The organism is Hymenobacter persicinus, assembly GCF_004167665.1.
GTDB lineage: Bacteria > Bacteroidota > Bacteroidia > Cytophagales > Hymenobacteraceae > Hymenobacter > Hymenobacter persicinus.
The window spans coordinates 1-21,664 of record NZ_SEWE01000064.1 but is presented as its reverse complement, the minus strand read 5'-3'; the positions used below and the strand labels follow the sequence as shown (position 1 = coordinate 21,664).

General features: G+C 65.3%; 17 protein-coding genes. 10 read left to right on the top strand and 7 right to left on the bottom strand.

Features of this window, described 5'->3' with window-relative positions; translation table 11 throughout:
* On the top strand, positions 1-2,489 hold a 2,489-nt coding region (locus EWM57_RS19530), incomplete at its 5' end, for a LamG-like jellyroll fold domain-containing protein (RefSeq protein ID WP_129922995.1).
* Positions 2,490-2,742: 253 nt separating this feature from the next.
* Positions 2,743-3,747: an SDR family oxidoreductase gene (locus EWM57_RS19525; protein WP_129922994.1), complete on the top strand. Its 1,005-nt coding sequence runs from the start codon at positions 2,743-2,745 to the stop codon at positions 3,745-3,747.
* Between the two features lie 83 nt (positions 3,748-3,830).
* On the opposite strand, the gene EWM57_RS19520 is transcribed toward EWM57_RS19525, so the two are convergent.
* On the bottom strand, positions 3,831-4,583 hold the full coding sequence (locus EWM57_RS19520; protein ID WP_129922993.1) for a DeoR/GlpR family DNA-binding transcription regulator: 753 nt from the start codon (positions 4,581-4,583) through the stop codon (positions 3,831-3,833).
* A gap of 53 nt (positions 4,584-4,636) precedes the next feature.
* On the opposite strand from EWM57_RS19520, the gene nudK reads away from it, so the two are divergent.
* The 4 genes from nudK (at position 4,637) to EWM57_RS19500 (ending at position 11,582) form a co-directional block, all read left to right on the top strand.
* Positions 4,637-5,239 carry a GDP-mannose pyrophosphatase NudK gene (nudK, locus tag EWM57_RS19515; RefSeq protein ID WP_129922992.1) on the top strand — a complete coding sequence of 201 codons (603 nt, stop codon included), beginning with the start codon at positions 4,637-4,639 and terminating at the stop codon, positions 5,237-5,239.
* Between the two features lie 11 nt (positions 5,240-5,250).
* Entirely contained in the window at positions 5,251-5,622 is a 372-nt protein-coding gene (locus tag EWM57_RS19510) for a DUF4406 domain-containing protein (RefSeq protein WP_129922991.1), read from the top strand.
* A gap of 72 nt (positions 5,623-5,694) precedes the next feature.
* Entirely contained in the window at positions 5,695-10,515 is a 4,821-nt protein-coding gene (locus tag EWM57_RS19505) for a DUF3320 domain-containing protein (protein WP_129922990.1), read from the top strand.
* Between the two features lie 86 nt (positions 10,516-10,601).
* Positions 10,602-11,582: a lipid A deacylase LpxR family protein gene (locus EWM57_RS19500; RefSeq protein WP_165370581.1), complete on the top strand. Its 981-nt coding sequence runs from the start codon at positions 10,602-10,604 to the stop codon at positions 11,580-11,582.
* A 70-nt stretch (positions 11,583-11,652) separates the two neighbouring features.
* On the opposite strand, the gene EWM57_RS19495 is transcribed toward EWM57_RS19500, so the two are convergent.
* Both EWM57_RS19495 and dusB read right to left on the bottom strand, forming a co-directional pair.
* Positions 11,653-12,615 (bottom strand): DMT family transporter, encoded by a 963-nt coding sequence (locus EWM57_RS19495; RefSeq protein WP_129922988.1) that lies wholly within the window; start codon positions 12,613-12,615, stop codon positions 11,653-11,655.
* A gap of 174 nt (positions 12,616-12,789) precedes the next feature.
* Positions 12,790-13,779 (bottom strand): tRNA dihydrouridine synthase DusB, encoded by a 990-nt coding sequence (gene dusB / locus EWM57_RS19490; RefSeq protein WP_129922987.1) that lies wholly within the window; start codon positions 13,777-13,779, stop codon positions 12,790-12,792.
* Between the two features lie 69 nt (positions 13,780-13,848).
* On the opposite strand from dusB, the gene EWM57_RS19485 reads away from it, so the two are divergent.
* The 4 genes from EWM57_RS19485 (at position 13,849) to EWM57_RS19470 (ending at position 18,291) form a co-directional block, all read left to right on the top strand.
* Positions 13,849-14,925 (top strand): CPBP family intramembrane glutamic endopeptidase, encoded by a 1,077-nt coding sequence (locus tag EWM57_RS19485; RefSeq protein ID WP_129922986.1) that lies wholly within the window; start codon positions 13,849-13,851, stop codon positions 14,923-14,925.
* A gap of 28 nt (positions 14,926-14,953) precedes the next feature.
* Complete coding sequence (locus EWM57_RS19480; RefSeq protein ID WP_129922985.1) at positions 14,954-15,922, top strand: phosphatidate cytidylyltransferase; 969 nt, start codon at positions 14,954-14,956, stop codon at positions 15,920-15,922.
* Between the two features lie 191 nt (positions 15,923-16,113).
* On the top strand, positions 16,114-17,403 hold the full coding sequence (locus EWM57_RS19475; protein WP_129922984.1) for a Glu/Leu/Phe/Val family dehydrogenase: 1,290 nt from the start codon (positions 16,114-16,116) through the stop codon (positions 17,401-17,403).
* Positions 17,404-17,610: 207 nt separating this feature from the next.
* Positions 17,611-18,291, top strand: coding sequence for a phosphatidylserine decarboxylase family protein (locus EWM57_RS19470; protein WP_129922983.1), 681 nt, complete (start codon positions 17,611-17,613; stop codon positions 18,289-18,291).
* Positions 18,292-18,394: 103 nt separating this feature from the next.
* Here EWM57_RS19470 and EWM57_RS19465 read toward each other — a convergent pair whose 3' ends face one another.
* From EWM57_RS19465 to EWM57_RS19450, 4 genes are all read right to left on the bottom strand, one after another.
* Complete coding sequence (locus EWM57_RS19465; protein ID WP_129922982.1) at positions 18,395-19,570, bottom strand: glutathionylspermidine synthase family protein; 1,176 nt, start codon at positions 19,568-19,570, stop codon at positions 18,395-18,397.
* 59 nt (positions 19,571-19,629) lie between these two features.
* On the bottom strand, positions 19,630-20,313 hold the full coding sequence (locus EWM57_RS19460) for a hypothetical protein (protein ID WP_129922981.1): 684 nt from the start codon (positions 20,311-20,313) through the stop codon (positions 19,630-19,632).
* A 91-nt stretch (positions 20,314-20,404) separates the two neighbouring features.
* Positions 20,405-20,887, bottom strand: a complete 483-nt coding sequence (locus EWM57_RS19455) for a GAF domain-containing protein (RefSeq protein WP_129921771.1) — start codon at positions 20,885-20,887, stop codon at positions 20,405-20,407.
* A 104-nt stretch (positions 20,888-20,991) separates the two neighbouring features.
* On the bottom strand, positions 20,992-21,664 hold a 673-nt coding region (locus EWM57_RS19450; protein WP_129922980.1), incomplete at its 5' end, for a RibD family protein.

Sequence of the window (21,664 nt, the reverse complement as noted above, 5' to 3'; positions counted from 1 at the left end):
TCGGCACGGCCACCACGGTGAGCCTGGCCGCCAGCGTGGCCCAAGACGGCAATAACACCCCGAACTCGGCCAGCAGCCCGTACAGCGTCACCTACAACCCGCCCACGACGGTGTCCCCGACTGTCACCATCCCCTCCAACGGCGCCACGACCAACAGCACCCCCACGTCCCTTGGCACGGCTGTGGTTGGTAGCACGGTACGGGTGTACATCGACGGGGTGCAGGTGGGCGCAGCCGTCACCCCCACCTCGGGCGGCACCTGGATCCGGACCTACTCCGGCCTGCCGGCTCTGACCAGCGGCACCCACACGATATACGCCACGGCCCAGCTGCCGGGCCAGTTGGTGAGTGCCCCCAGCCCCACCAACACCTTCACGACGCAGGTACCGGCTACCTACTCCAGCAGCGCAGTCGCGCAGCCCAATACGGCGCGCGTGGTGGCGGGCAGCGCCAACCAGGAGATTCTGCGGGTGGCCATCGTCATTGGCGGCGGGCCGGATGCGCCGATTAGCGCTACCTCGTTCACCTTCACCACCACCGGCAGCACCACCCCGGCCGACATTGCGGCTGCCCGGGTGTACTACACCGGCACGAGTTCCACCTTCGCCGCCACCAATCCCTTCGGCTCGGCCCTAGCTAACCCCAACGGCACCTTCACCATCACCGGGACCCGGCAGCTGGTTACGGGCACCAACTACTTCTGGCTGGCTTATGACGTAGCCGTTGACGCGACGAACGGCAACCTGCTCGATGCTACCGCGCCCTCCTTTACCCTGTTCGACGGCTCGTTCCCGAGCACGCGCAACCCGGCTAACCCGGACCCGGCCGGCAGCCGCCAGATCGTGCGCAGCACCCGCGTGGCCGGCACTGCGCTGCGCTTCACCGGTGATGTCACGCCGGGCTACGTAGACTTCAGCGCCAGCCCCAACCCGGCCCCGCTGCTGAACACCGGCACGGGCGGCGCCTACAGCCAGGTAGCCTGGATCAAGCCGGCTATCGGCACGGGCAGCACCCCGTACTACGTGCTGGGCAATGGCACCGGCAACGCGGCCGCGCCCTACCTCTACGTGACCGGCAACGGCCGCCTCGGGGCGGGCTTCGGCACGGGCAGCAACGCCTTCAGCACGCAAACCGGCCCGAACACCGTCACGGCTAATGAGTGGCACTACGTGGGCGTGACCTACAACGGGGCCACGCTCACGATTTTCCTCGACGGGGAGAGTGTCGGCAGCGCCAGCGCCAGCGGTATCCCGGCCGCCACCCGCGTCAACTTCGTCGGCAACATTGCTGCGGCGGCCAGCAACAACTTCCCCGGCGACATCGACGAGGTCAGCCAGTGGAACCGCGCCCTGGGTCAGATTGAGTTCCGCCGGATGCGCCACCTCACCCTCACCGGCACGGAGCTCAACCTGGTGTCGTACATGCAGTTCAACGACGCGGGCACCACGACCCTCGACGTTATCAGCAATGCGGTGGGCACCCTGACGGGGGCCACGCGCGTGACCAGCACGGCCCCGGTGAGCTCCGGCACGGCCAACCTCCAGGTGGTGGCGGCCAACACGAGCTATAACTTCTCGGGCACCAACGTCAGCATGGCCTTCACCGGCGTGACAGGCAGCTCGGAAACCGTCGTGTTCCGCCTCGACGGCAAGCCCCTGGGCACCCAGCCTACAACCACGGGGCTAGTCACGACCTACACCCCGGCCTACTGGATTGTGGACAAGTACAGCGGCGGCAGCTTCGCCTCGGCCAACGTCACCTACACGCTCACGGCCGCCGACATCAGCGCGGCCGACGCGGCTACGCCGGCGAACCTGAAGCTGTTTAAGCGCGGCAGCAACGCCGACGGCGCCTTCGACGCGCCGATTTCGGCCACGGCCGCCAATGCTACGGCCGGCACGGTGACCTTCCCGGTCACCTCGTTCAGCCAGACGGTTATTGGCACGCTGGGCTCCTCCCCGCTGCCCGTGGAGCTGGTGAGCTTCACGGCCGAGCAAGCCGGTAGTGCGGCGCTCCTGCGCTGGGCGACGGCCTCCGAAAAGAACAGCGACCATTTCGCGGTGGAGGCTAGCTCCGATGGCACTCACTTCCGCCCGGTGGGCACCGTGGCCAGCCGGGGCACCACTACCCGCCGCACCGACTACCAGTTCCAGGACCAGCAGCTGCTGGGCTACGGCGCGAAGCTCGTTTATTACCGGCTGCGCCAGGTCGACCACGACGGCACGGCCAGCTACTCTCCCGTCCGCATTGTCGCCCCTACTGTCGAGACCGGGCTAGCGCTGTTTCCGAACCCGACTACCGGCGGGGCCATGCTCACGGGAACGTCACCCGGCACCGCGGTGCAGGTGTACGATGCCCTGGGCCGCCTCGTACTCACGGCCACGGCTGATGCGGCCGGTACTACGGCCCTGCGGCTGCCGCCGTCGTTCCCGCGGGGGGTGTACATCGTGCGGAGCGGCGCTGCGGCGCTGCGCCTGAGCGTGCGATGAACAGCAGGGACTGCTTAAAGCAGTAGCACCCGGAAGCCGCCGCCGGTAAGCTGGCAGCGGCGTTCAGCAAGAATTTAAGCCGCGCTGCGGTGACGGATGCTGCGGCATCCGCTCACTGCGGCGCGGCTTTTTCGTGGAGCAGTAGACCGAACTTACGAGGCTCCGAAGCTGAACCGTCCCAACCCTGCCTGCGCGCCGGCGGTATACTCTTTCCTAACTCTGACAACCCCAACTCAACCAACCGCCTTATATTATGCAGGAAGAAAACAAGCTTAGCCGCCGCCAGGTCATCGGCGGCATCGGGGCCAGCCTGGCCGTGGCCGCCGTGACCCCTCTGTCGGCGGTGGCCGCGGAAGCCGGCAGTGCTGCACCCGCCGACAAGCTGGAAAACCCGAACACGAAGTATCCGCGGCCCCCGTTTAAAAGCCAGTCGCAGCCCTGGCCGGGGCTAGCGGGCCAGATGGACCCCAAGCCCGACCACGGCGAGAAAAGCTACAAGGGCTCGGGCCGACTGAAGGGCCGCAAAGCCCTGATTACGGGCGGTGACTCCGGTATGGGCCGGGCCGCGGCCATTGCCTACGCCCGTGAGGGTGCCGACGTGGCCATCAACTACCTGCCCGCCGAAGAGGCCGACGCCAAGGAAGTGGTGGCCCTGATCAAAGCCGCCGGCCAGAAAGCCGTAGCCATTCCCGGCGACCTGCGCGACGAAGCTTTCTGCAAGCGCCTCGTGGACGAGGCCGTCAAGCAGCTCGGCGGCCTCGACATTGTGGTCAACAACGCCGCCCGCCAGCAGCAGCGCCAGTCCATTCTGGAGCTGACCACCGAGGACTTCGACGCGACGATGAAAACCAACATCTACGCCCCGTTCTGGATTATCAAGGCCGCCTTGCCCCACCTGCAACCCGGCTCGTCCATCATCGGCACTACCTCGGAGCAGGCCATGGACCCTTCGGCCAACCTCTACGACTACGCCCAAACCAAGGCCGCTACCACCAACTACGTCCGCTCGTTGGCCAAGCAGCTGGCCCCGAAAGGCATCCGGGTCAACGGGGTGGCGCCCGGTCCCATCTGGACGCCCCTGCAGGTCAGCGGCGGCTCGACCCAGGAAAACCTGGTCAAGTTCGGGGAGAAAACGCCCATGGGCCGGCCCGGACAGCCCGTGGAGCTGGCTTCCATCTACGTGCAGCTCGCCGCCAACGACGCCAGCTACGCCACCGGCCAGGTGTACGGGGCCATGGGCGGGGGCGGGCAGCCTTAAGCGCCTTCTTTCTTCCACCAAAAAACGGGGCAGCTACAGCGGCCCCGTTTTTTTATGCCTGGTTTTGAGGGTTTTGGGCCTCGCTACGACAGGACCGTCACGCCGCTTTCCCGGTAGCGGGCCAGGACTTCGGCGGTTGCCTGCTGGTCGGTTATCAGCGTGCCAATGGCCGAAAGCGGGGCAAATTGCAGGTACTTGTCCTGCTCCAGCTTGCTGGAGTCGCAGAGCAGAAATACGTGGCGGGCCGCGGCCATGGCGGCCCGGGTGATGGTGGCTTCCTGCTCGCTGTTGGCACTCAGCCCGCGCTGCACCGACAGGCCATCCGTGCCCACGAAGGCCTTATCCACGGAATAGCGCGCCAGGTAGTCCACTGCCGTGGCGCCGTGCATGGCCTGCCGCTCCCGGTCGACCTCGCCACCTACCACCACCAGCTGCACTGCCGAGCCCGCCAGCTCCGCCAGCACCGGCAGCGAGTTGGTCAGCACCCGGATGGACAGCTGCCGGATCAGGGCGCACAGGCCAAAGGTGGTGCTGCCGCAGTCGATGTAGATGAAGTCGCCCTCGGTGATGTGCGCGGCGGCCAGCCGGCAGATGGCTTGCTTCTGAGCCAGGCGCCGGTCGGCTTTGCGGGCAAAGGCCACCGGGTGCTTGGTCAGGCCCGGCAGCACCGCGCCGCCGTGGGTGCGCACCACCAGGCCCTGTTTGGCCAGCTGCGCCAGGTCGCGCCGAATGGTAATCGGGGTGGTGTTCAGATGCTGGGCCGCCTCGACCACTGAAACGCTGCGGTGCTGCTCCAGCGTGGTGAGCAGGTAGTGCTTGCGGAGTTGGAAATTCATGAGCGAATGGTAGTTTGCTGTAATCAATCACAAATAAACACATTCGAACAAAAATGAACATTCAGCCTGGCACAAACGAACGAATTCGACTCCGTAACCAAACCGTCTTGTCCGACAACTGGTACACGCTGCGGAAAATTACCTTCGACTACCAACGAAAAAACGGCACCTGGGAAACCCACTCCCGCGAGGCCTACGACCGGGGCAACGGCGCCACCATTCTGCTGCACAACCCCGCCGCCGACACGGTTATCCTGACCCGGCAGTTTCGCCTGCCCACGTTTGTCAACGGCAACCCGACGGGACTGCTCATCGAAACCTGCGCCGGCCTGCTCGACGATGAACACCCCGATGCGGCCATCGTGCGCGAAACGGAAGAGGAAACCGGCTACCGGCTCACGGCCGTGCAGAAAGTGATGGAAGCCTACATGAGCCCCGGCTCGGTGACGGAGCGCCTGTTTTTCTACCTGGCCGAGTACTCCGCCGCCACTGAGCGCCGGGCCGGCGGTGGCATCGGGGAAGAAGAAATTGACGTGCTGGAAATGCCCCTGACCGAGGCATTGGGCATGGTGACCACCGGCCAGATCCAGGACGGCAAAACCATCATGCTGCTCCAGCACCTGCGCCTGCAGCAGCTCACCCACCAACCCGCCTAACGCGCCACCCGATGCTGATTCTGATTGCCGGCCCCTACCGCAGCGGTACCAACGACGACCCGGCCCTGATGGCCGCCAACCTCAGCCGCCTCGAAGCGGCCGCGCTGCCCTTGTTTCGGGCGGGCCACCTGCCCATAATCGGGGAGTGGGTGGCGCTGCCGCTGCTGCGGCTGGCCGGCGCAACCCGCCCGGGCGAAGCCGCCTACGACGAAATCCTGTACCCGGCGGCTCACCGCCTGCTGGCCCATTGTGAGGCCGTGCTGCGCCTGCCCGGCCCCTCCGCCGGTGCCGACGAAGATGTGCGCCTGGCCCGGGCGTGGGGCCTGCCGGTGTACTACGGGTTGGAGCAGGTGCCGGGCTGCGAACCGAAGCTCCCGTCCTGACCGCTGCCGCCGGGGCGGGGTCCGGTTGGGCGGGCAGGCTTTATCTTCGCTGCCAATCCGTACTGCCCCGCCGTGTCTGATTCCGAAAACCCGTCTGCTTCGGCGGATCATCTGCTGCTTGCCCGCCTGCAGGCTTCCCGCGAGGAACTGCTCGACCTGGGGCTGCGCAACCCGCTGCTGAACCTGCGCCCCTCGCCGGCCCGTGGGCTGACGGTGGTCGGGGAGGAGTCGGGAGAGGTGTATGAGCTGCTGGTGCGCCAAAGCAAAGCCCTGGGCTTCCTGGCGGCCCCCGAGGCCAGGAAGCCCAATAGTATTACTGCCGAAGGAGCGGCCGGCGAAGCAGAAGCGTCGGCTGCCGCCGCGCCGTTCGAAGGTGAAGTCGGTCCACTGGCGGGAAGCAGTGAAGCGGGGCGCCAGGCGCCGGAGGCCGACTACCGGCTGCAAACCGCCGAGCTGCCGGCCCGGCTCGAAACCCGCCTGCTCAACACCTACTACGCCGCCCGCACCAGCCTCGAAGAGCAGGGCGTCAACATCCTGTACCTAGCCCTGGGCCAGCTCACTTGGTTTGAGTCCGACGCCAGCCCGGAGCCCCGGCAGGCCCCGCTGCTGCTGGTGCCCGTGCTGCTGGAGCGGGGTACGGCCGCCGAGCGGTTTCGCCTCCGCTACACCGGGGCCGACGTGGAAGGCAACCTGTCGTTGCAGGCCCGGCTACGCGCTGGCTTCGGGGTTCGGCTGCCCCTGCCCGAACCGGATGACGAACTGCGCCTGGCCGAGTATTTTGGGGCCGTAGCTGCGGCCGTAGCTGGCTTGGCGCGCTGGCGGGTGCAGCCCGACGCCATTGCCCTGGGGTTTTTCTCCTTTGGCAAGCTGCTGCTCTACCGCGACCTAGACCCCGCCCGCTGGCCCGCCGCGGCGCCCCTGCTTGGGCACCCGGCCATCCAGGCCCTGCTCGGCCCCGATACCGGCTTCCGTGACGCCCCGCCCAGCCTCGACGACACGACTTTTCTGGACACCGACAGCTCCGCCCACGCCCTGCACCAAGTGCTCGACGCCGACTCGTCGCAGCTGCTGGCGTTGCTGGCCGTGCACGAGGGGCGCAACCTCATTATTCAGGGTCCGCCCGGCACGGGCAAGTCCCAGACCATTGCCAACCTGCTGGCCGAGTGCATCGGGGCGGGCAAAAAGGTGCTGTTCGTGGCCGAGAAAATGGCCGCCCTGGAAGTAGTAAAGCGCCGCCTCGACCACCTGGGCCTGGGCGCGGCCTGCCTGGAACTGCACAGCCACAAAGCCAACAAAAAAGCCCTCCACGACGAACTGCAGCAAACCCTGGCCCTCGGAAAACCTGCCGCCGCGGTACAGGTCGAGGACCAGCTAAGCCAGCTGCCCCGCTACCGCGCCGCCCTCAATGCCTACGCCCGGGCCGTAAATGCGCCCCTGGGCCGCAGCCGCCGCACCGCCCAGCAGGTAGTGGGTGAGCTGCTGAAGCTGGGCGAGGAGCGGGGCGCAACCGAGCTGCCGCGCTTGCCATTTACCGGCCTGGCCGAGTGGACTGATGCCGACGCCGCCCATACCGAAGCCCTGGCCGCCCGCGTGCAGGCCACGCTGCAAAAAATAGGGGTGCCGCGCCAGCTGCTCTTCTGGGGCAGCGAGCTGACCGTGCTGCTGCCCGCCGCCCTGAACGTGGTGGCGACCCGTCTGCACGAAGCCGCCGAAGCGGTAGCGGCGCTGCAAGCCGCCGCTGAAGCTTTGGCCCATTCCCTTGGTTTGGCGGCCGCCACCGACCGTGCCGCCGCCGAGGCGCTGCTGCCCGCCGCCCGCCATGCCCAGCTCGCGCCAGACCTGGCCGGGGCCGCCGTCACCGACCCGGCTTGGCTTACTCAGTCCAGTTTCTTGATTGAGGTGCTGGCGGCCGGCGCCGCTTACGCCGAGCTGCGCGGCCGGTACGCCGCTACGGTGCTGCCCGCAGCCTGGAACTTGGAGTTGCTGCCGGAGCGTGCGGCCTTTCTGGCTTACGGCGACAAATGGTGGAAAGCCCTGCACGGCGACTACCGTCAGGCCCGTAAGCGCCTGCAAAGCCTCTGGCACGGCCTTCTGCCCGCCGAGCCGACCGTGGTGGTGCAAACCATTGATGCCCTGCACGAATCCGCCCGCCACGCCCGAACCCTCGCCACGGCCGAGCTGCTACTGAGCCGCCTGTTTGGCCCGCGCTGGCAGGGCGAGCGGTCCGCCTGGTCCGCGCTGACCAAAACCCAGCGCTACCTCACGCTCACCCACCAGCGTCTGGCCCGCCACGAGCTGCCCACCGAGCTGCTGCCCTACCTGGCTTCCGCCTCGTCCCCCACCGCCGTAGCTGCTGCGCTGGCCGCCCTGGAAACAGCCCTGGCCCGGCACCGCACCGCTGTACAGGCCGTAGTTGAAGCATTGCAGCTCAACGAGGCCCGCCGCTTTGGCCCCGATGGCCGGTTGCAATTCCAACCTTTTGCCGCCCAGCTGGCCACCTTGCAGCGCTGGGCGGCCGAGTTACCGGCCCTGCGCCTGGTGGTGGAGTGGAACAACGTGGCGGCGGCCGTAGCGCAGGAGCAGCTGCCGGAGTTGCTGACGCTGGCCGAAAAGTGGGAGCCCGCCGCCAAGCTGCTGACGGCGGCCGTGCGCCAGACCTGGCTGGAATTCTTGCTGCAGCAAGCCTACGCCGAGCACCCGGCCCTGCGCCAGTTTGAGCGCGCCAGCCACGAGGAAACCGCCGCCCGCTTCCGCCGGGCCGACGCCGACTCGCTTTACTTCCACCGCGTCCGGGCTCTGCAGCAGCACTTCAGCCAGTTGCCCACCTCCCACGGGGCCAGCGGGCAGATGTTGCTGCTCAAAAATGAGTTTGCCAAGAAAACCCGCCACCTGCCCCTGCGCAAGCTCATGCAGCAGGCCGGCCGCGCCATTCAGGCCATCAAGCCCGTGTTTATGATGTCGCCGCTGTCGGTGGCCGGCTACCTGCCCCCGGGTGCCGTCGACTTCGACCTGGTGGTGTTCGACGAGGCCAGCCAAGTAAAGCCCGTGGATGCGCTGGGCGCCATTGCCCGCGGCCGGCAGCTGGTGGTGGTCGGCGACTCGAAGCAACTGCCGCCCACGGCGTTTTTCGACTCGCTCACCGGCAGCGGGGAAGACGCCGACGAGGACAACGTGACGGCCGACATCCAGAGCATACTGGAGCTGTGCAAGGCTCGCCAGATGCCCGAGCGGATGCTGCGCTGGCACTACCGTAGCCGGCACCAGTCGTTGATTGTCGCCTCCAACCACCTGTCTTACGACGACCAGCTAATCATTTTCCCCAGCCCCGGCGGGCAGGAGCAGCTCGGACTGGTCTACCATCACCTGCCCGACACGTACTACGAGCGAGGCACCACCCGTACCAATCCGCTGGAAGCCGCCGCGGTGGCCGAAGCCGTGCTCCGTCACGCCCGCACCACGCCCCAGCTCACCCTGGGCGTGGTGGCCTTCAGCACTGCCCAGCGCCAAGCCATTCAGGAGGCGCTGGAGATGCTGCGCCGCCGCCATCCCGATACCGAAGCGTTTTTCAACCGCCACCCCCACGAGCCGTTCTTCGTGAAAAACCTGGAAAACGTGCAGGGCGACGAGCGGGACGTGATTCTGATCAGCGTGGGCTACGGCCGCACCCGGGACGGCTACCTGGCCATGAACTTCGGTCCGCTGGGCCAGCAGGGCGGGGCCCGCCGCCTCAACGTGCTCATCACCCGGGCCCGGCAGCGCTGCGAAGTCTTCACCAACCTCACCGCCGACGACCTCGACCTGAGCCGGGTGCGCGACCAGAACCCGCAGACCGGCGGCGTGGCGGCCTTCCAGGTTTTCTTGCGCTATGCCCAGCGCGGGGTGCTGCGCCACGGTGCCGACCCGAGCCGGGCTGCGGAGTCGCCGTTTGAGCAGGCCGTGCACCGCGCCCTCACCGCCCGCGGCTACCTCGTGCACCCCCAGATTGGCTCCCAAGGCTTTTTTATCGACCTGGCCGTGGAAGACCCCGCGCGTCCCGGGCACTACGCGCTGGGCATTGAGTGCGACGGGGCCATGTACCACTCGGCCCGCTCGGCCCGTGACCGGGACCGTCTGCGCCAGCAGGTGCTCAAAAGCGTGGGCTGGCGCCTGCACCGCATCTGGAGCCCCGACTGGCTGCGCGACCCGACCGGAGAAACCGAGCGGGCTGTGCAAGCCATTGAGCAGGCTTGCCGCCTTGCCGCCCTCGACGAGTCGGAGGGGCCGGAAGCAGGGCCGCGGCCCGAAGCGGCGGCCCCGGCGGGCATCGAGCGGGAGGTGGTGCCGGCCGAGCCTCTGCCGTTGGCTGAGCCCTACCAACGGGCCCAGCTGCCTGCCGCCATCCGGGAGCGGGAGCTGCACCAGCACCCGATGGCTCGGTTGGCTACCTGGGTGGCGCAGGTGGTGGCGGTGGAAAGCCCCGTGCATCTGGATGAAGTGACGCGGCGGCTGGCCCTGGCCAGCGGAGCCACGCAGGTAGGCTCCCGCATTCGGGCCAGCGTGCAGGCCGCCGTTCGACTGGCCAGCAACCTACGCCACGTCCGACCCGAAGGAGAGTTTCTGTGGAGCCCGGGCATGTCGGCGCAGAAGGTGCTCCTGCGCGACCGGAGCGCCCTGCCGGCTGCCTCGCGCAAGCTGGGCTTCGTGGCTGCTGAGGAGCTGGGCCGCGCCGTGTTGACGGTGGTGCAGCACAGCTTTGGGCTGGAAAGGGCGGCTCTGGTGCTGGCAGTGGCGCGGCTGCTGGGCTTCCCTCGCCCCGGCCCCGAGGCCCGACAGCAGATTGACGGCGTGGTGCAGGCCCTAATCGACGCGGGGCCGCTGCAGGAAGTGGCGGGGATGGTGCAGCTTGCTGGCTAGCTAGGGGCGGAGGCGGGGGCAAACCAGCGGCGGCAACGGTGGCGTACATGGGTCTGCCGGCCGGCTTTGGGCGGTACCATTTCCTTATGAATCCAACGACGCGCTTCCTACTCGGGCTGGTTCTGCTCGGCCTGCTGCCCGCGGCTTACGCGCAGACGCCCGACCGCCCCACCAGCCCCGACCGGCTCATCCAGTATACGTTTGCCAACGACGCCTTTTTCCGCACCGACTACTACTTCACCCAGGGCATGAGCCTGAACGTGGTGCTGCCGGTGTTTGCCAGGTCGCCGGTGAACAAGATCTTGCTGCCCGGCCCGGCCGGAGCCGTAAACCGCTATGGAATAAAGATTTCCTACGACGGATTCACGCCCCTGCGCATCCAGGACGACACCATCCGCCGCGGCGACCGGCCTTATGCGTCCTACATCTACGCCTCGCTCTACCGCATTGCCACCGACGAAGCCCGACACCAGCGCCTGACTTCGGGCCTGGACCTCGGCTTTATCGGGCCGGCGGCCGGGGCCAAGGGCTTCCAGACGTACGTACACCGCCTCATCGACGCGCCCACGCCCCGGGGCTGGGATTTCCAGGTGCGCAACGACCTCGTGCTGGGCTACACCGTGGGCTACGATAAGCAGTTGCTGGCCGCCGGCCGTGCTGCCGAGCTGATTGGTTCGGCCCAGGCCTCGGTTGGCACGCTCAACACGTTTGGCGAAGCGGGGCTGCTGCTGCGGGTAGGCAAAATGGACCCGTACTTCCGCAACCTGGGCACGCAAACGGGACCTACGCGGACGGTCGGGCAAAAGCTCCAGCTCTACGCCTCCGGACAGGTGCAGGGCCGGGTGGTGGGCTATAATGCCACGATGCAGGGTGGCCTGCTCAACCGTTCCAGTCCCTACACCCTGTCGGCCCGCCAGATTGCGCGCACCGTGGGGCAGGCCACGACCAGTTTGGTTGCCGCGTACGGCGGCGTGAGCCTGCGCACTTCCGCCGTCTGGATTACACCCGAATTCAAGGGCAGCCGCCGTCACGCCTGGGTGCAGTTCGGGCTGACGGCAGCGTTTTAAATTCGAGCTTAGATACTAGAGCTTAAAACTGAGAATCGTTCGAACGGCTTTAAGTTCTAAGCTCTGAACGCTACTTCGCCCGGTGAATGATAGCCACGCTGATCAGGATAATGACCATGCCCAGCAGGTGCCAGAGGTTGAAGGCTTCGCCGTCGAGCACGCCCCAGGCCAGGGCCATGATGGGCACCAGATAGGTATTAGAAGCGGCAAACAGGGCCGTGGACTGGTGAATAAGCTTGTTGAAGAGCACCATGGCGACGGCCGTGCTCATCGTGGCCAGCAGGGCAATGTAGCCGAAGGCTTTCCAGGCCCCGGGCACGTGCTGCAGCTTATAGACGAACTCGGTGCCCAGCAGCAGGTACGCCAGGGCCGGTCCGCCGATGAACAGCAGCAGCAGCCCCGTCACGGCCAGGGGCGCAATACCGTGCAGGCGGTTTTTAATCACGTTCACACTCACCCCGTAGCCCATGGTGGCCAGCACGATGTAGAGGCCATACCAGGCGTTGCCTTCCCCGCTGGGCGTGGCCGCGCCCCCGCTGCCGCCGAGCAGCATCAGCACCACCGTGCCCACCAAGCCCAGGGCAATGCCCAGCACCCGCAGGGGGGTAAGCTTCTGCCCGAAAAACAGCGCCCCCACCAGCAGCGTGAAGACGGCCGTCAGCGCGTTGAGCACCCCGGCCAGTCCGGAGGCCAGCTTGGTTTCGGCGTAGGCAAACAGGAAAGCCGGAATCAGGGTGCCGACCACGCCGGCCAGCACCAGCCACTGAATGCGGCTGCGCTCGAGTTGGGGCAGGTGCCTGACGGCAAAGGGCAGCAGAATCAGGGCGGCCACCGTAACCCGGCAGGCGCCCAGCTCCATAGCCGAAAACACCACCAGCCCCTTTTTCATCAGAATAAACGACGTACCCCAGATGGTGGCCAGGGTGAGCAGCAGAATCCAGGCCGAGGCCGGCGTACGGTGGGGCGGGGGCGCCGCCACCGGCGTGGTTTCGGGCGCCGCCGTAACGGCCGGGGCGGTAGGAGTGGGGGACATGGTGGGGTGGGAAGAGAGAAATGTGTTAAAAAGAACGTCATGCTGAGCGAAGTCGAAGCAGCTCGCGTGGCGGCGTCGGATAACTAACCCAACGACAGCCCGCGAGATGCTTCGACTTCGCTCAGCATGACATTGCCAAAGAAGAAAAATCAGGAAGCGGCGCGCGAAAAACGTCTAGCCCACCAGCACCGGCTCGGCGGCGGTGATTTCTTCCAGGATAGCCTGCACCTCGTCGGGCGAGTACGTCTCGACCAGGCGCATGCGCCACTGCTTGGCCCCTTCCAGCCCGCGGAAGTAGTGGGCGTAGTGGCGGCGCATTTCCAGGATGCCGGCCCGCTCGCCCTTCCACTCGATGCTTTTCTCGAAGTGCATCCGGCACATGGCCACCCGCTCCTCCACCGTGGGCGGGGCCAGCAGCTCGCCGGTGGCCACGAAGTGCTTGATTTCGCGGAAAATCCAGGGGTAACCGATGCTGGCGCGCCCCACCATGATGCCGTCGACGCCGTAGCGGTTCTTGTATTCCAGCGCCTTTTGCGGTGAGTCGATGTCGCCGTTGCCGAAGATCGGGATTTTGATGCGGGGGTTTTCCTTGATTTTGGCAATCAGGCGCCAGTCGGCGTCGCCCTTGTACATCTGCACCCGGGTGCGGCCGTGAATGGTCAGGGCCTCAATGCCCGCGTCCTGGAGCCGCTCGGCCACTTCCTCCACGTTGAGCGTATTCTCGTCCCAGCCCAGACGGGTTTTCACCGTCACGGGCAAATGCGTGGCTTTCACTACCGCGCTGGTCATTTCCACCATCTTGGGAATGTCGCGCAGCAGGGCGGCACCCGCGCCCCGGCAGGCCACCTGCTTCACCGGGCAGCCGTAGTTGATATCAATCAGGTCGGGGCCGGCCAGGGTGCTGATGCGGGCGCACTCGCCCATGGTTTCCACGTCGGAGCCGAAGAGCTGGATGCCGATGGGCCGCTCGTAGTCGAACACGTCGAGCTTCTTGCGGCTTTTGGCCGCGTCGCGGATCAGGCCTTCCGAGGAAATAAATTCGGTGTACATCAAATCGGCGCCGTTGGCCTTGCATACGGCCCGGAACGGCGGGTCCGAAACGTCCTCCATCGGAGCCAGCAACAACGGAAAATCAGGCAGAACTATGTCGCGGATGTGTACCACAGGGAATGCTATTACAGGACTTTGCGCAAATTTACGACACTTCCAAGTCTTCGTAACCACCACCCGCCCATGAAAGGTTTCGTGTCCAGCCGCTTGCACCCCGTGGTAAACCTGCTGCTGCTGCTGGTGCTCATGTTCGCGGCCGCTTGTGTGGCGGGCTTCCTGTTCAGTGTAATCGGCTATCTGGTATACGGCGTCAAGCTGTCAGAAATAGGGAATGTCGCCCAAAATCCGGCGGCGCACCCGCACGGCTGGGAGGTGGTGATGCTTTCCCAAGGCTTGTTGCTGTTTGGCGCCTTCGGCTGTTCAGCCCTAGCACTGGTGGCGCTGATGGGTTATAGCTGGGAGGAGTATTTTATGCCCCGCCGTCCGGTGTCGTGGGTGTGGGTAGCGGCGGCGGCGCTGTTGATCCTGGGCAGCATTCCCGCCATGTCGGGGATAATAGAGTGGAATGCTAAAGTTCACTTTCCAGAATTCCTGCACGGCTTTGAGCAGTGGGCGCGGGCCAAGGAAAACCAGGCACAAGGACTGACCACGTTTCTGACGCGCTTCAACACGACGACGCGGTTTCTGGTGGGCCTGCTGGTTATTGCCGTTGTGCCAGCCATCAGTGAGGAACTGCTATTTCGGGGCGTAATTCAGCGTAATCTGGTGCAGTGGTTCGGCTCCCGGCACGCGGGCGTGTGGCTGGCGGCGTTCATCTTCAGCGCCATTCACCAGCAGTTCTTCGGCTTCGTGCCGCGCTTCGTGCTGGGCCTGATTCTGGGTTATCTGTACGAGTGGAGCGGCAATATTCTGGTGCCCATGGTGGCCCACTTCACCCAGAATGCCTTCCAGCTGCTGCTGCTCTACCTGCAGCAGCGCGAGTGGACGGCCTCCACCTTCGACCCTGACTCCACCGACAGCCTGCCCTGGCCCTGGATGCTCGCCTCGCTGCTGTTTACGGCGTACCTGCTTTACTTCCTGCACCAGCGCTGGCGGGCCGAGCTGGTGGCCCCGCCCACCGAGATGCACGTTATCAGCAGCCACGGGGTGGCCGTAGCCGCCGCCGACGCCGAGCCCACCGTGCGCCACACCCTGGGCAGCAAGGGCGTAGTCGTAGAATCGGCGCCTCCGGGCCCCGACGCGCCGACGCCCCAGCATTAGTTTACCTATTACCCTGAATCCCGCCTCCTTGCCCGTTTCCGCCACGCCCGCCACCCCGCCCGTTCCCGACCAGCCTACCGAGGACAAAAAGCCGATGTCCAACCTGGCGCAGCGCGTTATTTTCGGCGTCATCGGGGCAGCCCTGCTGCTGGGCTCGGTGTGGTACGGGGCCTGGACGTTTGCCCTGTTCTTCGCCGCCGTGCAGGCCAAGATGCTGCTCGAGTATTACCGCATGATGCAGAAGGCGGGCTACAAGCCGGCGGCTATTCTGGGCGTAAGTCTGAGCCTGGTGTTTTTTGCCGGCATCTTCTGCCTCAATGCTGGGGTGGGCGCCACCATCTACCCGCCACTGGTTCCGGCTCCTACCAGCGCAGAGGCTCACTTTCCGCAGGGCACCTTAATAGCCGACGTGCTGATTGCCTTAGGCCTGTTGCTGCCGGTGCTACTGATTTTGCGCGAAATGTATTCCTGGCCCCGGGAAAACAAGGAGCTTACGCCTTTCGCCAACGTGGGCGTAGCGCTGCTGGGCTTGCTCTACGTGAGTCTGCCGATGAGCTTGCTGAGCGTCATAGCGTTTGGGGGCAGCGGCCCCTACGACTACCGCCGCATCTTCGCCCTGCTGTTTCTGGTTTGGTGCTCCGATATCGGGGCCTACGCGGCGGGCAAGACGTTTGGCCGTCACAAGCTGGCCCCGAGCATTTCACCCGGCAAAACTTGGGAAGGCGCCGTTGGGGGCTTTGTGCTCACGTTGGTTATGGGCTGGGCTTTGGGCTATTTCCTGCTGCCCGAGCTGTCGTTGACCTACCGGCTGGTGGCGGCCGGGGCGGTGGCCGTCTTTGGTCCGCTCGGCGACTTGGCCGAATCCATGCTCAAGCGCAGCGTGGGGGTGAAGGACTCCGGCACCATCATGCCCGGACACGGCGGCCTGCTCGACCGGTTCGACGCCTTTCTGTTTATTCTGCCCGTGCTGGCGCTGCTGCAATTGCTGCTGGGCTAACCAAACGTAACAGCGTAGTCGGTTTTGCCGGGAGCCGTCCGTTCCGGACCTCGGGCCGTATCCGGTGCGGGGCTGGCTGCGTATGCCATATTCCTACTACCTTTGAGCCCTCAATTCCGGGGTCGGTTCCGGCTTCCCACCGCTGAACGGCCACCGTTTTCCCACCCATTCCAACCTTATCTTACTTCCGTATGGCTGCCACCACGGTGTACAAAGAACCGGCTCCCCGCGTCGATGCCGAAAACCCCCTCGAGTCCATGATGTCGCGCTTCAACGTGGCCACGGAAATCCTGGGCCTCGATGAAGAAACGTATAACGTTCTGAAAGCGCCTGACAAACAGGTGATTGTGCATATTCCCGTCACGATGGACAACGGCAAGGTCCGTGTGTTTGAAGGCTACCGCGTGGTGCACAACACCATCCTGGGCCCTTCGAAAGGCGGCATCCGCTACGACAAGAACGTGCACCTCGACGAGGTGAAGGCCCTGGCCGCCTGGATGACCTGGAAGTGCGCCGTGGTGGATATTCCCTACGGCGGTGCCAAAGGTGGTATCATCTGCGAGCCGACCACGATGAGCGCCGGCGAAATCGAGCGTCTGACCCGCGGCTACACGCTGGCCCTGAAAGACGTTTTCGGTCCCGATAAAGATATTCCGGCCCCCGATATGGGCACCGGTCCCCGCGAAATGGCCTGGCTGATGGATGAGTTCAGCAAGACTGTGGGTGCTACTTCGCCTGCCGTTGTCACCGGTAAGCCCCTGGTAATGGGTGGCTCGCTGGGTCGCACCGAGGCCACCGGCCGCGGCGTGATGGTGTCGGCTTTGGCCGCCATGAAGAAGCTGGGCATGGACCCCAAGAAAGCTACGGCGGCGGTGCAGGGCTTCGGCAACGTGGGCTCCTGGGCCGCCAAGCTCCTCTGCGAACAGGGCGTGACCATCAAGGCCGTGTCCGACGTGAGCGGGGCCTACTGGAATGAGAATGGCATCAACATCGACGAGGCCATTGCGTACAAAAACGAGCACAAGGGCCGCCTCGACGGCTTCCAGGGCGCCGTGCTGATGGAAAACGCCGACGACCTGCTGACCACCGACGTGGACGTGCTGGTACCCGCCGCCGTGGAAGACGTTATCAACGAGCACAACGCCCACAATATCAAAGCCAAGCTCATCGTGGAAGGCGCCAACGGCCCGACCTCGGCCTCGGCTGACCCGATTATCAACGAGAAAGGCATCATGGTGGTGCCCGACATCCTGGCCAACTCCGGCGGGGTAACCGTTTCCTACTTCGAGTGGGTGCAAAACCGCCAGGGCTTCAAGTGGACCGAAGAAATGGTGACCGAGCGCGCCGACCGGATTATGTCCGATGCCTTCGAGAAAGTGTACGCCACGAGCCAGAAATACAAGATTCCGATGCGCATCGCCGCCTACGTGGTGGCCATCGACAAGGTAGCGCAGACCTACAAATTCCGCGGCGGCTTCTAAAATCCGCCCCGCTGCTCCGGCCCCGAGCTGAGCAGTGAGCCGAACTTACGGCCCACCCGACCCGTTAGGGTTGAGTGGGCCGTTTGGTAGCTGGCTGGCTCCGTGCATGAGCTTTACGCTTCCTGTCGTTACTTTGCTCTTTCTTTTGCCTTACTCCCCACTACCAGCCATACGCCCGACAGCTACTCGCTCAGTTGCCGCCACCTCATGAAAATTCACAAAGAAGGCCGACGAATACTCTTTTTTACCCTGCTGGCGTTGCTGGCCATCAACCTGCTGCTGTTTCAGTTCAACCGGCCTGCCGTGGCTTTCAACCGCATTTTTGCGGGGGCCTCGGTCGTTGCCTTCCTGATCCTGCTGCAGTTTTTCCGCAGCCCGGCCCGGCGTCTGTTCACCCACGAAGACCTGATCATCGCGCCCGCCGACGGGAAGGTGGTGGTCATTGAGGACGTGCACGAGCCGGAGTATTTTGATGATATGCGTAAGCAGATCAGCATTTTCATGTCGCCCATCAACGTGCACATCACCCGCAACCCAATTTCGGGTATTGTGCGCTACTTCAAATATCATCCCGGCAACTACCTGGTGGCCTGGCACCCGAAGAGCAGCACCAAAAACGAGCGGACCACCGTGGTGGTCGAGTCAGAAGTGGGGCCGTTTGTGCTGTTTCGCCAGATTGCCGGCGCCATGGCCCGCCGCATCGTGTGGTATGTCAATGAAGGCGACGAAGTAAGCCAGGGCGAAGAGTTCGGCTTCATCAAGTTCGGCTCCCGAGTCGATATTTTCGTCCCCGTCGATACCGAGGTGAAAGTGCAGATTGGTGAGAAGGTGAAAGGCGGACAAACCATTATTGCCCAACTCAAAACCAGCCCGGCATCGTTGTTCTAAGCCGCAAAAGCGGGCTTTGCCGCTTGCTTAACGTTATTTTTACCTGCCAGCACGGCCGCCCTAAACCAAGGCGGCCGTGCTGGTTTAGGGGCTTTCGGAGAAATCAGCTCAGTAAATGAGGCACGAATTCCGAGAGGTTGGTGATAAAGCCCGCATCCCGGCGGAAACTCAGGGCGCAGGCCTCGCCGGCCCAGAAAACGCCGGCCTGGTAGCGGCGGCCCCGCGCGTCGGTTGGGAGCTCCGCCCAGCGCTGGTAGAGCTGGGGCTGGCGGCCAAACTCCCCGTCGAGGGTGGTGCCGGGCTGTCCGTCGGGCAATACTTCGGTCACGTTCTGGCCCTCGCGGCCCAGCAGGGGCTTGCGAACCTGGTGCCCGGGCAGAGGCTGCAGGGCAGCTTCGAGCAGCAGCGGGTGGTGGGGAAATGCCTGCCAGAGCCAGGCCAGAATGCCTTTGCTCTGAAACAGCAAGCTGTAAGCCGGATTGGCCACAATAACGTCGCGGCTGAGCAATAGGTCGGTCAAATCCTGGGTGAGGGCGGGCTCCTCGGCGGCCAGAATCTCCCAAGGCACGAGTTTGAACAGAAAGCCGAAGCGCTGCCACTGGTCGGGGGCGCTGGGGGCCCACACGCCCCGGTCGGCCCCCTGGCTCACCACCCGCATATCATCGACGGACGCAACGTGCACGCTGGCAAACCCAGCGGCCCGGGCGGCCTCGGCCACGAGGGCGCAGTTGGTTTCGTCCTCGGCGCTGTCAGGCAGGTGCACCAGCAGCAGGCTGTTGTCGAGGTCGGGGTTGAGGGCGCGCCACTCCTCGAGCTGGCCCTGCAGGCCCTCAAACAAGCCATTGGCCTGCCGCTCTTCCTCGGTGTAGCCCGCCGCCACCAGGCTGGCCCACTGCACCACGGCCGTTTCGGGCAGGCTGGTGGCCGTGTCGGCGTTGAATTCCAGCAGCTTGATGCCGTCCGGGGTGGCGGCCAGGTCGAAGCGGCCGTAGAGGTGCCAGTGCCGGTCGTCGTTCCAGGAGTGGCGCACGGTAGCCCAGAGGTTGGGCGGGATGGCCAGAATCTGGAGCAACTCGTCGGGAATCGGGTCCGGAATAGCCTGCACCAGCAGGTCGTAGAGCGTGTCGGCGGCTTCGAGCAGAGCTTCCGCTTCGGCAGCGGGCAACTCCACGGCTTCGGGCGCCAGGTAAGTGGCGCAGGCATCTTCCACGGCCCAGTCCCAGCCCAGCTGGCGAATGGCGGGCGTGACGTCGCCGGTAAGGGGAAGCAAACGAATCATGGCAGGAAAAGCGGCAAGAGAAGAAAAAACCAACGGGCGGGCAGCGCCCCGGCAACGACTCAGCCGCCGAAACCGCCGAAGCCCCGGGAACTGCTGCGGGAGCCGAAGCCGCTGCTCCGGCCCGCGGGAGCCGAACTGCGGTAGGTGCCGCGGTAGGCGCTGCGCGAGAAAGTCCGGCTTTCCTGAATGCCCGCCGTGCGGGAGCTGCGGGCGCCCGAGAAGCCCCGGCCGTAGAAGCCGCGGCCCTGTTGCTCCCGTTCGCGCATGATGTTCTGCCGCCAGCCCTGGTTGCCCTGCATCACACCCGGATTGGCGTAGGCCCCGGGGTTGGGCGTCATGTAGCGGCCGGCCATGTAGCCAATGCCGCTCCACATCAGAATGTCCATCATCCCAGTGCCGGCCACCCGGTTTTCGGGCATCCGGCGGCTGTAGTCCTGCATCTGCTTTTGCAGGGCCTGCCCCTGGAGCGTGTCGACCTTGCCGTCGTGGTGGTGCAGGATGGCGGCCACTTCCTCCTTGCCGGCCGGCCGCTCGGCCGTTACTTTCCACTCCCCGGGCTTCACCTCGGTCATTTCCGTGATGACGCCCTCGCTGTAGGTTTCGCCGCCCCAGTCGTCGGTAACGGCTTCGTCGGTGCCGCGGGAGTCGGAAGAGCAGGCGGGCAGCCCGGCCAAGCTGGCCGCGGCCGTAACCAGCAGCAGGTTGCGCCGCCAGTCGCCCAGGCGGTAAAAGCGAGTTTTCATAGCAGAGGAGAGTAGAAAGGAGCGGAGAAAATAGGCCGGCCGGCAAGGTAGCGCCTTTCGGTGGTACCCGCCTGGGTCAGCTAGGCGGGGCTTAAAACCAGCTGGCCATCAGCGGCATGAGCTGCTCCAGGGCCTGCTGGTCGTCATAGTCGAAGTCGTTGAGCAAGTCGCTGTCCACGTCGAGCACGGCCACCACGCGGCCATCCCGGATGATGGGCACCACGATTTCCGACTTCGACTCGGAACTGCAGGCAATATGGCCGGGAAACTGCTCCACGTCGGGCACGAGCAGGGTGCGGGCCTGGGCCCAGCTGGCCCCGCACACGCCCTTGCCGAGCCGAATGCGGGTGCAAGCAATGGGGCCCTGGAACGGCCCGAGTACCAGCTCCTCGCCTTTTACCAGGTAAAACCCGACCCAGAAAAACCCGAAGGCCTGGCGCAGGGCGGCGGCGGTATTGGCCAGGTTGGCCGTCAGGTCGGGCTCCCCGGCGGTGAGGGCCTCGATCTGGGGCAGCAGCTGGCGGTATTTTTCCGCTTTGGTAAGCGTCGTATCGAGAATGAGCTCTTCGGCCATGCGGGGAACTTGTGAGGTGGTGAACTGGTGAAGTGGGGAGGTGTGAGCTCACGGGAGCGAGTTAACCAACGCACTCACTACGTCGCTAAATCACGAACTCACCGCTAAGGTTTCAAATACACGAACACCTCGTCTTCGCCGAGGCGAAACTGCTCATGCAGGCCCGAGAGGCCGTGCCGGGGTGCCGGGATGCCGCCGCCCAGGGTGCGGGGGCTGCGAATGACGCGCATCTCGTCCCAGAGTCCGTCGCGGAGCAGGGAGCTGAGCACCGTAGGCCCACCCTCCACCAGCACCGACTGCACGTTGCGCTGGTGCAGGTTGGCCAACAGCTGGGGAAACAAGTCGTCGGCCTCCGACAGGGTGATGTAGCCCAGGTTGCCTTGGGTCGGGCGGCTGCGGTAGGTGTACACCAGCGTGGGCTGCTGCGCATCGAACAGGTGGTGGGAGGGCGGCAGGCTCAGGTTTTTGTCGATAACGATGCGAATCGGGTCCTGGCCGGGCCAGTTGCGGGCATTCAGGCGGGGGTTGTCGTGCAGGGCCGTGCGGGTGCCCACCAGGATGGCCTGCTCCTCGGTGCGCCACTGGTGAGTGGCCAGGTGAGCTATTTCCCCGCTGATGCGCACCGGCTGAAAATAGGGCCCGGCCAGGTAGCCGTCGGCGGTTTCGGCCCACTTCAGCACGATATAAGGACGCTGCTTTTCCTGAAACGTGAAAAAGCGCCGGTTCAGCCAGCGGCCTTCCGCCTCCAGCAGGCCGGTTTCCACCGTCACGCCCGCC